9 protein-coding genes and 1 pseudogene are annotated in these 12,171 nt (G+C 56.2%); 1 reads left to right on the forward strand and 9 read right to left on the reverse strand.

Translation table 11 applies throughout. The features are described from left to right. Nucleotides 1-825 precede the first annotated feature (825 nt). From ACFOZ5_RS07475 to ACFOZ5_RS07515, 9 genes and pseudogenes are all read right to left on the reverse strand, one after another. Nucleotides 826-1,608 (reverse strand): hypothetical protein, encoded by a 783-nt coding sequence (locus ACFOZ5_RS07475; RefSeq protein WP_379886408.1) that lies wholly within the window; start codon nucleotides 1,606-1,608, stop codon nucleotides 826-828. Nucleotides 1,609-2,467: 859 nt separating this feature from the next. Beyond that, nucleotides 2,468-2,728: a hypothetical protein gene (locus ACFOZ5_RS07480; RefSeq protein ID WP_379886409.1), complete on the reverse strand. Its 261-nt coding sequence runs from the start codon at nucleotides 2,726-2,728 to the stop codon at nucleotides 2,468-2,470. Nucleotides 2,729-2,819: 91 nt separating this feature from the next. Then, on the reverse strand, nucleotides 2,820-3,362 hold the full coding sequence (locus tag ACFOZ5_RS07485) for a hypothetical protein (RefSeq protein ID WP_379886410.1): 543 nt from the start codon (nucleotides 3,360-3,362) through the stop codon (nucleotides 2,820-2,822). A gap of 27 nt (nucleotides 3,363-3,389) precedes the next feature. Beyond that, a complete protein-coding gene (locus tag ACFOZ5_RS07490) occupies nucleotides 3,390-3,950 on the reverse strand; it encodes a hypothetical protein (protein ID WP_379886411.1) in 561 nt (186 codons plus the stop codon). A 343-nt stretch (nucleotides 3,951-4,293) separates the two neighbouring features. Next, nucleotides 4,294-4,983 (reverse strand): TSCPD domain-containing protein, encoded by a 690-nt coding sequence (locus tag ACFOZ5_RS07495; protein ID WP_379886412.1) that lies wholly within the window; start codon nucleotides 4,981-4,983, stop codon nucleotides 4,294-4,296. A gap of 27 nt (nucleotides 4,984-5,010) precedes the next feature. Next, nucleotides 5,011-7,067 (reverse strand): annotated as a pseudogene (locus tag ACFOZ5_RS07500) (adenosylcobalamin-dependent ribonucleoside-diphosphate reductase). 341 nt (nucleotides 7,068-7,408) lie between these two features. Further along, entirely contained in the window at nucleotides 7,409-8,203 is a 795-nt protein-coding gene (locus ACFOZ5_RS07505; protein WP_379886413.1) for an ABC transporter ATP-binding protein, read from the reverse strand. Then, nucleotides 8,200-9,123 (reverse strand): ABC transporter permease, encoded by a 924-nt coding sequence (locus ACFOZ5_RS07510; protein ID WP_379886414.1) that lies wholly within the window; start codon nucleotides 9,121-9,123, stop codon nucleotides 8,200-8,202. Before ACFOZ5_RS07510 ends, ACFOZ5_RS07505 begins: the two co-directional genes overlap by 4 nt. A gap of 60 nt (nucleotides 9,124-9,183) precedes the next feature. After that, complete coding sequence (locus ACFOZ5_RS07515; RefSeq protein ID WP_379886415.1) at nucleotides 9,184-10,155, reverse strand: ABC transporter substrate-binding protein; 972 nt, start codon at nucleotides 10,153-10,155, stop codon at nucleotides 9,184-9,186. A gap of 329 nt (nucleotides 10,156-10,484) precedes the next feature. On the opposite strand from ACFOZ5_RS07515, the gene ACFOZ5_RS07520 reads away from it, so the two are divergent. After that, nucleotides 10,485-12,152 (forward strand): AMP-binding protein, encoded by a 1,668-nt coding sequence (locus ACFOZ5_RS07520; RefSeq protein ID WP_379886416.1) that lies wholly within the window; start codon nucleotides 10,485-10,487, stop codon nucleotides 12,150-12,152. Nucleotides 12,153-12,171 lie beyond the last annotated feature (19 nt).

A 12,171-nucleotide genomic window follows, 5' to 3' on the forward strand; every position in this document is an offset into this window, starting at 1 on the left:
CCGAAACTTCAGCTTACCGGAATCAGTGACTCTGAATCCGGAAAAGGCGGCGAACTGTTAAAGAGCTGATGACTTAAACGCGACAACTACGTTGACAGACTCCGCACCGGCCGCATCATTCATCCCACAAAACGTGGCTACATCCCTGAATCAACACCTCCAATACTAGCCCGCCTGGGTCTCTCACCTGACGAATGGCTGGAGGAAGCTTGCGAGTTCGAGGCCCGCTACGCCCAGAACCTGCGGGCCGAGCTGGGCAGGCGACGACGAGCGGCCTAATTCTATACCTCTTCAGGACCCCCCGTACTGACACCCTGTCAGCGACCTCCCTCGGCTTGAATTCGAGCGAACTGGCCAAAAATCACCTGAACTGACTACGTGTTGATCAGGCTTGCTGTGGTTGGCGATATTGAGCTTTGGTTCGCTACGATCGGGCGGGAGGCAGAAGGCTTCTTCTTTAGCGGCGCCTGTCTCAATTCCAATCTCTTTCAAGGGATGTCTATTCATCGAGATTTCTTTCCTCTGCCAACTCCACCCTCGTTTTAACCAGTCATCATGGCCCTTAGTAATACAATAGCAACAGGTTACCAGAGGGGTGCGGCTGTCCCTAGTAGCCCGTCTAATGGCGTCGTCGAGTAAGCCGACGGTCAATAAGAAAATACACAGCCATTACCGCAACCCACACCACGGGAAAAACCCACCAGCTGCCGGCGAAGGAGGAAACCACTAGCGCTAATAAGGCACCACCAAACATGAACACCTGCAACAAAATGTCAGAAATCGACTCGGGAAGGGACCGGAAAAATTCGGTGTCTCGCAGGCGTTTCACTTGCACAGGTCCTTATACTTGTTGGCGTTGTCCGCTTGCGCGCAAAACTCGCTGATAGGAACAGGAGCAGGTGATATCTGGTTCAGCGCATCGACACCATTTAATGCTTCATCCATGGCCATCATGATCTCTTGAGCCAATGCATCTTCCGGTGAATTTTCAGCCAGGGAGTAGTAACCATCCGGTAGCGGTCCGGCTTCCCCGGTGAGGATAGACAACAGAATCTGGTCGGCGGAATCATGGTTCTCTGCAATCGCCTTAATTGCTCCCCCGAATGAGGCAATAACAAAGTTAGTGATAGCCACAGGCACCTTGACTTTACGGTTGAGTCGACCCGCACCGATCCTTCCACCCGTGCTGGCGTAATTCGTGAACAGGCCGCCATGCATCCGTCCCGTCAGGTCAGCCTTACGGTACTTCAGCGAAAACCTGACAACACGGCTTCTGATCCTCGATGCCTCTTCCTCATGCTTCGGATCGGTCAGCTTGTATATCAGGACGCCGAGAGCCTGTTGCCGAAGCATCGCTCGAGCTTTCTGCCGCTCGCCCCAAAGTCCGGTTACCATCTGTACTTGAATGATCCCGATCCACCAGGTCTTCGGATGGTTGTAGATACCGTTCAGGTAACGCTGCCACGCAGGGTGACGCTGGTCAGTGAATCGTTTCGCGAAGTCTTCACTATCTGAGGATTGCTGAGCCTGCTGCAGAAACTGGTCTATGAGGGCCTTGTCGGAGGTCGGAAGAGAGAAGGGGGTTGCCCCCTGATTTGCACGAAGCATTGATATGTCCTTTATCAGAAGCCAGTCCATTAATCGTCAAGAGTAGACCACAGGGGCGGGAGCTTTGAAAGGTCTTAGATCACAAAGGGCGCACCAATTCTAGCAGGAACACAGTGATCGCCGGTCATACTCGGAGCTGGGGGCAGGTCAGCTGCTGAGTGGTTTTATGTGGTTACTTGGCACCTGTCTCTGGTTTTCTTTTCTGGGGGTGATTACCTAGCTTAATCTATTGATTAATATGGCTTTTGCGAGTGCCTGTCCACGTTCTGCTGCTGTAATTCTTCTGCTTCCTTTTGTCTAGGATTCTCCATCTCTGATGGGGCCCTCGATTTTGGTAGCACAAGGTCAGTTCCCCAAGGCTGCTATGATCGGCATGCTGGATTGCTGCGTATCGGTTTCTCAATAAAATCTAAGGGCTCAGTATCGTGAAGAATAATCTGATTTATGGGCCGGTTGCTGCATTATTTCTGTCCGCTTGTGGGCCGGTTGATCTAGAGCCTTTTACTGTTGCTGAGGTTTGCAAGGCTGGTATAGCAACAATAATGGGTAAGTCGCCAGATATAGTTAATGTCGACGGAGATGATGGAGGCTCAACGTATTATCTTCATTACTATAGAGCATCCGACAATTCGAGGTGGGACTTTAGATGCAAACTGAAAGGCAGCAAAATTATTTGGGCGACGAGAGAGGGGCCGTGGAGAACTCGTGATGGCGATCCTCCTGTAGATTTTGCCATAGAGGATAATCAGCTTGGTGTCGCAGAAGTATTCTCTGATGGATCATATCGAGGGGAAGTGTATACGAAACAGGATTTGTCGAACGAATAGCGCGAACTGCTACGGCTTGTTACGTTAATTCACTATGACCAATACTGCTCAATGTGCGCTTGCAGCCCGGTGCCAAAGAAATTTTCAATCAGCTCTTGGGAGAGCGGCTCAACTATTATCTCAACTCCATACCGCTCATTTAATTGGGTAGTAACCTGTTCAGGATTTAACCCCTGCTCTTTAACCACAAACTGTGTATCGGACACGGCAAAACCACCAGTCCGCTGGACCTCGTCATGCATTGGGAATTTTTCTATATTTTTAGTGACTGAAGTCAGATACATATCATTCATTGTTCTCTCCGAAAATAAAGCCGTTAAGCACGAGCGGTTACGGGATGGAGGCGAAGCCGCAATGCAGTGACCGTCGCCGTGGGTCGCTTGGTTATGTTCGATGTCCATGTTTAGCCATGAGGTCTCTGCATAGCTTGTCTAGGCTTTTACGGCTCTCCACAACATGTGCTTCGGACTGTTCAAAGGCGACCAGTGCGCGCCCGTCCGTTACAAATTTATTTTTAACCATAATCTCAACAACTGGCATATTTGAGATGTAATAATCTTTTGGTTCAAACCTTGCCGACGTGAAATATAGGCCGCAAATCATCTCCATTTTCGTGACAGCGTCATTCAGCTTATTGACTGAGCTTTTGGGCAAATCTTGATTTTGCGGCCCTGAATGCAAATGCTGAGCAGAGGTTTTCGGCTCTTCTAGTGAATCAATCAATTCTCGGCACGCAGCTATATATCCGTTTGAAGTTTCAAATAGCTCTTCAATTTTCTCAATCAGCAGGCCTCTCCGAGACCTCCTGCTGTTAAACCATTGGTTGAGTAATACTACAAAAATAGCGACTAGCGCGGAAAGCACAACAGTAACTAACCGAGCTTGATCCGATTTATCGGCGAAAATATCAATAATCCAGTTCAGCAACTCAAACTCCTAGAAAATAACGCCACATTAGCTTGGTTTAAAACTGAGTTGGTCGGAGTATTCTATGAACTCAGCTTGTAATTTTTTGAGTGAAGCTGAATCATCAGTAATCCGCTCCTTGCCTCCTGAATCTTCACAGCCATCAAGATACGCCACGCAAATCGACGCCTGCTTATAGCCCTCAAACAGTTTAAATATAACTTCGTTGTGAGTAGCACTTTTGCTCTTTAAATTTTGAACCCATTCAATGACGCTGTTGTAGTGCTGGAGGCAGTTGTAAAAGGTTCTTATATTGTAGCGCTGCCAATTGTCAAACTCATGGGCGACTTCATGATAAAAAGCGTTGAAAACTGGTGTTGTAAGTGTAGAGCCTAAGGAAACTGTAATCTTCCCCTCTTTGCCATACGACAAAGCGCTATTCAAGGCAGATTTGGCTCCCTCTTGTAGGAGAGATTTGATCTCACGCATTTCTTCGACAATAGCAAGCTTTTTGGATCTCAACTTTATGGTATAGCGAATGTATTCAGTCCCTTGAGCAAGTAACCAGCCAAATAACGTCGCTGATAAAGCAATTTCAAATTTAGACAAAAATTTACTCCTTGCGAAAGCTAACAGTTTATTCAACGCCGGTTACGACGATATACCAAGCCGTTTATTTAGGAAAAAGCAGGATAGTCATTAATATCAGTAATCTGCGTTCCCTGTCGGCTCAGTTCTGTGGCACATCCATCCCAGCAAAAGCGACAAAACGCCGGTAGATTTCGAATATACCGTCAAAACTGGTTCAATATCCGATGGATAACCGGAAAAAGCGTCACCGCCCACCGAAAACACGAAACTCTTCACTTTAGGCCATACATCTCTCAAAAGAAAAGCCCGATCAGCAAAACCAACCGGGCTCCTCGTACTACCTCATCTGCCTACCAACCCCTCAACCACACTTGGAGTCGCCACAGGAAAGACAAGTAGCACACCCATCCATAACAACAACAGCCTTGGTGCTGCATTTCGGGCAAAGCGTAGCATTAGCAGGATAATCCCCAACCGAATCATCATTAGAAGGCGTCTTCTGAGCCGTCTCAAACTCAGCCCGCTTCTCAGCCAGAATCCGCTTGGCCACATCACTCATCTCTTCACTCTCGATGAGACCAATAGCCTTCAGGTGCCGTTCAATCACCCCGCCAATCTCAGCCACCAGCGACGGCATGAACACACCGCCTTTCTTGAAGTAGCCACCATTGGGGTCATACACCGAGCGCAGCTCTTCCACCAGGAAGGTGACGTCGCCACCCTTGCGGAACACGGCGGAGATAACGCGGGTGAGGGCGATGACCCACTGGAAGTGCTCCATGGACTTGGAGTTGATGAACACTTCGTACGGCTGCCGGCTTTCGTGGTCGGTGCCTTCGTTGAGCAGGATGTCGTTGATGGTGATGTACATCGCGTGCTCGGCCACCGGCGGCTTGATCTTGTAGGTGGTGCCCAGCAGGAAGTCCGGCCGCTCGATGTTCTCGTTCATCTGGATGGGCTTGTTCTTCGCCGCCTGTTCCGCAGCCTGGGCCTCCGGGTCTGCTTTCTTGACCCGGTAGCCGACGATCTTGTTGGTAATCTTTGCAGTCATGGTCATGTTTTCCTGTCAGTTCCCGGATCAATATTTGCCGTAGGTGCCTTCTTTGAGGGCGTCGAAGAGGTTGGCGGCGTTGTGGATCTCGCCGTCGTACTCGACCTGCTCGTTGCCCTTGAAGGTAACCTTGCTGCCGTCGTCGAGGGTGAACTCGTACAGCGTGTTTTCAAGGTCGGATTCTTTCACCAGTACGCCCTGGAAGGCTTCCGGGTTGAAGCGGAAGGTGGTGCAGCCCTTCAGGCCCTTCTCGTAGGCGTACATGTAGATGTTCTTGAAGTCCAGGTACGCGAATTCTGTCGGCACGTTGNGGTGGTGAAGTAGTCCGGCAGTTTCTTGTCCGCGTCGTCGGAGAAGGGCATGGCGCCGGAGTTGATCAGGTGGCGGTAGGCCAGCAGCTCGAAGCTGAAGACGTCGACCTTCTCCTTGGATTTGCGCCCCTCGCGGATAATGTTGCGGGCGTAGTGGTGCGAGAAGCTCGGCTCAATGCCGTTACTGGCGTTGTTGGCCAGGGACAGGCTGATGGTGCCGGTGGGCGCGATGGAGGTGTGGTGGGTAAAGCGGCCACCTTTCTCGGCCAGTTGTTCCACCAGCTCCGGCTCCACGTCGGCGATGCGCTTCATGTAGTTGCTGTATTTGGCGTGCAGGATGCGGCCTTTCACCTTGTCGCCCAGCTTGTAGCCGTCTTCGGCCAGCTCCGGGCGCCAGGCCAGCATTTTCGGGGTGATCTCGAACTCGTCGTCCATGATCGGGGCCACGCCTTTTTCCTCGGCCAGGGCCAGGGACTGGCGCCAGCCTTCCACGGCCATCTCGCGCACCACGTCTTCGGTGAACTGCACGGATTCTTCAGAACCGTAGGGCATGCGCAGCATGGCGAGGGTGGAGCCCAGGCCGAGGATGCCCATGCCGTGGCGGCGCTTGTACATGATTTCGTGGCGCTGCTGCTCAAGGGGCAGGCCGTTGATTTCCACCACGTTGTCCAGCATGCGGGTGAAGATGGCGACCACCTGGCGGTACTTCTCGTAGTTGAAGCTGGCCTTGTCGGTGAAGGGGTTCTCGACAAACTTGGTCAGGTTCACCGAGCCCAGCAGGCAGCTGCCGTAGGGGGGCAGGGGCTGCTCGCCGCAGGGGTTGGTGGCGCGGATTTCCTCACAGAACCAGTTGTTGTTCATCTGGTTCACCTTGTCGATGAGGATGAAGCCGGGCTCCGCATAGTCGTAGGTGGACGTCATGATAGTGTCCCAGATGAACTGGGCCTTCAGGGTCCGGTAGATGCGACAGGCCACCTTGCCTTCGCTGTTGGTGACATAGCCCTCGGTCTTGGGGAAGTCACGGTAGACGAACTGGCTGGCGTCGTTCAGGTCCAGGCCTTCGTCCTCGGCTTCCTTTTGTGTGACCGGGAACGACAGGTGCCAGTCGTCGCCGTTGCGCACGGCTTCAATGAAGTCTTCGGTGATCAGCAGCGACAGGTTGAACTGACGCAGGCGGGCGTCTTCACGCTTGGCCTGGATGAACTCGATCACGTCCGGGTGGTGCACGTCGAAGGTGGCCATCTGGGCGCCGCGGCGACCACCGGCGGAGGACACGGTGAAGCACATGCGGTCGAAGATATCCATGAACGACAGCGGGCCGGAGGTGGTGGCGCCGGCGCCGGCCACGTAGGCGCCACGGGGCCGCAGGGTGGAGAACTCATAGCCGATACCACAGCCGGCCTTGAGGGTCAGGCCCGCTTCGTGGTTCTTCTCCAGAATATCGTTCATGGAGTCGCTGATGGTGCCGGACACGGTGCAGTTGATGGTGGAGGTGGCCGGCTTGTGCGCTTCCGCGCCCGCATTGGAGGTGATGCGCCCGGCGGGGATGGCGCCATTCTGCAGGGCCCAGATGAATTCCTTCATGTACTGGCCGCGCTTGGCCTTGGGCTCCACCTCGGACAGGGCCTTGGCAACCCGCTGATAGGTGTCATCGATGGTGGCATCTACAGGTTCGCCGGTCTTGGTCTTCAACTGGTACTTGCTGTTCCAGATGTCCAGTGAGGCATCCTGCATCGGAATATCCGTGGTTACTACCTGTAATTTTGCGCTCATCTCCACCCTCGAATTACCTGTGTTTTTATGGTCCGAACGCCGCCACTGCGGCGCTCACTGCGGGTTTGGTCGCCCTGTTGGGGAATCTGGCCAAACACTATATCTAGTTGGGATGATCGGGAGTATAGACACTATATAGTGTTGTGTGAAGAAAAGAGGAGCTATTAAAAGAGGGTGGTTGGTGCAAAAAAATTATCAGCAACAGGGTTGCAACGCCGGTAAGCCAGACGGGACAAGGCTTCCTGAAATATCGACGCCCAGGCGACATATTTTCAGGATGTGAAGCAAGGCGCGATTGTTGGCCGGGCCTTGCTCACATCGGTTACTTCCCGGGCGGCTTCCTAACCCAGCAACAGGCTGTCGTCTTCCACTTCCAGTCCGCGCTGCTGCTCGAACAGGTCCAGCAGGTCTTTCACTTCCAGGCCCTCCCGTTCCTTGCCGGCGATGTCGAACACCACCTGGCCCTGGTGCAGCATCACCGTGCGGTCACCCACCTCCAGTGCCTGCTTCATGCTGTGGGTAACCATCAGGGCGGTGAGCTTCTGCTCGCTGATGATGTCCTGGGTCAGTGCCAGTACGAAGCGGGCGGTTTTCGGGTCCAGGGCGGCGGTGTGCTCGTCCAGCAGCAGAATGGAAGAGGGTGTCAGGCTGGCCATCAGCAGGCTGACGGCCTGGCGCTGGCCGCCGGACAGCAGGCCCATCTTGTCCCCCAGGCGGTTTTCCAGGCCCAGGTTGAGCTTGGCCAGGGCGGCGCGGAAGCGTTCCATATAACTGCTCTTGACGGCACTGGTCAGCCATCGGCGCTGGCCCCGTTTGACGGCCAGGGCCAGGTTTTCCTCGATGGTCAGGCCCTCGCAGGTGCCCGCCAGGGGGTCCTGGAACACCCTGGCCACACGGCGGGAGCGCTTGTGGGTGGGCAGCTTCGTGACATCCTGGCCATCCACTTCGATACGGCCGCTGTCGACGATCACTTCACCGGCCAGGGCATTGAGGAAGGTGGACTTGCCGGCGCCGTTGCTGCCGATCACGGTGACGAATTCACCCTGGTTGACGGTCAGGCTCATGCCGCGCAGGGCCGGGTTCTCCAGGGGCGTGCCCTGGCCGAAGGTCAGCTTGAGGTTCTCTGCACTGATCATGAGGCGTTCCTCCCGGCCTTGTTGCGGGTCATCCGGGCCTGCACCCTGGTGCGAAAGCCAGGCAATACAATGGCCAGGGTTACCAGCACGGCGGTGATCAGGTTCAGGTCCTGGGCCTTGAGGCCCAGCACGTCGGCATTGAGGGCAAAGGCGATGGCCAGGCGGTAGACAATGGCGCCCACCACGCAGGCGATCAGGGCCCGTAATACGCTGCGGGGCGTCACCAGGGCTTCACCGCCAATCAGCGACGCCAGGCCGATGACAATCACGCCCACGCCCATGGTGACGTCGGCCGCCCCCTGGCTCTGGGCAAACAGGGCGCCCGCCATGCCCACCAGTCCGTTGGACAGGGCCACGCCCAGTACGATCATGCCGCCGGTGGCAATGCCCTGGGCCCGGGCCATGCGGGGGTTGGCACCGGTGGCGCGCATGGACAGGCCGAGCTCGGACTTCATGAAACGCCACAACAGCACCAGCACCACCACGGCGACAATGAAGAACAGGGCGACCGGTGCCATGTAGTAGTTTTCCCGGGAGAACTGGTTTTCCCACCAGGTGACCACGGTGGTGTCGCCCAGCAGCGCCAGGTTGGGGCTGCCCATGATGCGCAGGTTCACGGAGTAGAGCGCGATCATGGTGAGGATCGACGCCAGCAGGTTGAGGATGTTCAGCTTGACGTTCAGCAGCGCTGTCACGGCGCCGGCGGCCATACCGGCGAATATGGCCATCAGGGTGGCCAGCCAGGGATTCCAGCCGCCCAGGATGAGTACGGCGGCTACCGCAGCGCCCAGGGGAAAGCTGCCGTCCACGGTCAGGTCCGGAAAGTCCAGCACCCGAAAGGAGATATAGATGCCGAAAGCCACCAGGCCGTAGATAAGGCCGGTTTCCAGGGCACCAAAAAAGGCGATTTCATTAAGCATGAGCAGGATTCGCTGAAGCCTGGCGCAGGCCCGGCGGGATAGCCGGGCCCGCGGGGGAATTTACTTGCTGCCAACCACCTTGGCGGCTTCGGAGATCAGGTCATCGTCCAGGGTAATGCCCATTCGTTCGGCAGCGCCGGGGTTTACGAACAGTTCCAGGGTATCCACGGTTTCCACGGGCATGTCGGCGGGGCTGGCGCCTTCCAGGATGCGGGCAACCATGGCACCGGTCTGGCGGCCCAGGTCATAGTAGTCAAAGCCCATGGCGGCAACAGCGCCGCGCTCGACGGTGGCGGTATCGGCGGCAAATACCGGGATACCGGCGCGCTCACCCACGGAGATGACGGCTTCGGCGGCACTGATCACCGTGTTGTCGGTGGTCAGGTAGATAGCGTCTACCTTGCCGGACAGGGAGCGGGCTGCGCCCAGCACTTCCGACGTCTTCGTGGCGGCGGCTTTTTCCAGGGTCAGGCCGCGTTTTTCCAGGGTCTCCTCCAGCAGTTCGACCAGCGCAACGGCGTTGGCTTCGCCGGGATTGTAGACGGTGCCAATGCGCTTGGCATCGGGGACTACCCGCAACAGCATGTCCAGGTGGCGTTCCAGAGGCAGCATGTCGCTGACGCCGGTAATGTTGCCGCCCGGGGCATCCAGGCTTTCCACCAGCTTGGCGCCCACAGGGTCGGTAACCGCGGAGAACACCACCGGCAGGTTACGGGTGGCTGCTGCCATGGTCTGGGCCGACGGGGTGGCAATGGCGACGACGACATCCGGCTGTTCACCGGCAAACTTGCGGGCAATCTGTGCGGCGATGGCGGAATTGCCCTGGGCGCTCTCGTGCATCAGGGTCAGGTTGGTGCCTTCTTCATACCCCTGTGCGGCCAGTTCATCCTTTACACCCTGGTGCACGGCATCCAGCGCGGGGTGCTCTACAATCTGGGTGATGGCGACGGTCTTGCCTTGCTCTGCCTGGGCCAGGCCGAAACCGGTTATCAGCAGGGCGGTTGCCAGAATGCGCAGAAATGTCTTGGCCATTAGCCGTTTCTCCGGAAAGTATAGTGAGACTGGTCAGGCCCGGCGTCGCCGAACCCGCTGAAAAATGATGCGGGAGTTTATCACACGGTTGCCCGTTTTGCGCAGAGCCAGGTACCCCGGGTTATCCCTTATGGCGGCTTTGGGGTAAGCTCAGGGTGCCGGTTGGCCAGGGTTGCCCAGATCTGAAGTGCAACATATTTTGACGGTCGTGGCCATGATGCAATAGTCTTCAGTTAATCCGGCAGTCAGGTTCGGAAATCTCAACGATAACAACAAACAGGCGCGGCCCCATGAGGTCGCCTCTCAGCCAGAGGTCTTAGGGAAGACGCATGAGTACACAACAAAAACTACCACTGGACATGATTTACCATTGGGAAACGGCCCGCGCGGAGCAGGTCTACATGACCCAGCCCCTGAGCAATGGCCAGGTTACGGAATACACCTGGCGCAGGGCAGTGGGTGAGGCCCGTCGTATGGCCACCTATCTGAAGTCCCTTGATCTGCCGGAGAAAAGCCGCATTGGCATCGTCTCCAAGAACTGTGCCCACTGGATCATGTCCGATTGGGCGATCTGGATGGCCGGCCATATCTCGGTGCCACTGTACCCGACCCTGAATGCGGATACCGTCAGCTATATTATTGAACACGCCGAGATTCCGGTCATGTTCGTGGGCAAGCTGGACGACTGGGAAACCATGAAACCCGGGGTGCCGGATTCCGTGCACTGCATTACCTACCCGCTGAGCCCGTCCACCAACTTCAAGACCTGGGACGATATCGTCGCGGAAAACCCGCCCATGGAGGAGAACACCGAGCGGGATCCGGACGAGTTGGCCACCATCGTCTATACCTCCGGCAGTACCGGCCGCCCGAAGGGGGTGATGCTCAGTTTCGCCAACCTGGCCTATGCCGCCACGGGCGCCGCCGACCGTCTCGAGGTTACCAGCGAGGACCGTTACCTGTCCTACCTGCCGCTGGCTCATGTGTTCGAGCGCTACGTGGGCGAACTGACCTCCATGAACCGGGGCTTCCAGCTGTATTTCGCCAATACCCTGGATAGCTTTGTGGAGGATCTGCAGCGTTGTGAGCCGACCCTGTTCATTGCCGTGCCGCGGATCTGGACCAAGTTCCAGCACGGTGTGTTCGAGAAGATGCCCAAGGAAAAACTGGACAAGCTGCTGAAGATTCCGCTGCTCAACCGCCTTATCAAGAAGAAGGTGCTCACCAACCTGGGTCTGCAGCACGTGCGTTATGCCGGTTCCGGTTCCGCGCCCCTGTCCCACGATCTCCTGGAGTGGTACCGCAATCTGGGGCTGGAGCTGCTGGAAGGCTATGGCATGTCCGAGAACATCGCCTACTCCCACACCACCCAGCCGGGTCGGGCCCGCACGGGTTACGTGGGCGAGGCGCTGCCCGGCGTGGAATGCAAGATTGGCGATGGGGGCGAGGTGCTGGTCAAGAGCCCGGCCACCATGATGGGCTACTACAAGGACCCGGAGCGAACCAAAGAGGCCTTCACCGAGGATAGCTTCCTGCGTACCGGCGACGTGGGCGAGATCGACGAACTGGGCCGGCTCAAGCTTACCGGACGCATGAAGGAGATCTTCAAGACCAGCAAGGGCAAATACGTCGCCCCGGCCCCGATCGAAAACAAACTGATGCGGGATGACCATATCGAAGCAGTGTGTGTGTCCGGCGAGAACCAGGTGTCGCCATTCTGCCTGGTCATGCTTTCCGAGTCGGCCCAGGAGAAGCGGGATGACCCGGAATTCCGCAAGGAACTGGAAAAGGACTTTGTGGAGTTGCTCAAGGACGTCAACCAGACCCTGGACCCTCATGAGCACCTGAGGTTCATGGTGGTGGTAAACGAGCCCTGGACCATCGAGAACAACTTCCTGACGCCCACCATGAAGCTTAAGCGCAACGTGGTGGAAGACGCCTACCGCAAGAACGTAGACGACTGGTATGCTCAGGAGAAGACCATAATCTGGGAGTAGCCCGGATGCTCCGGCCGCC

It is taken from the genome of Marinobacter lacisalsi, from assembly GCF_042651045.1.
GTDB classification, from domain to species: Bacteria; Pseudomonadota; Gammaproteobacteria; order Pseudomonadales; family Oleiphilaceae; genus Marinobacter; species Marinobacter lacisalsi.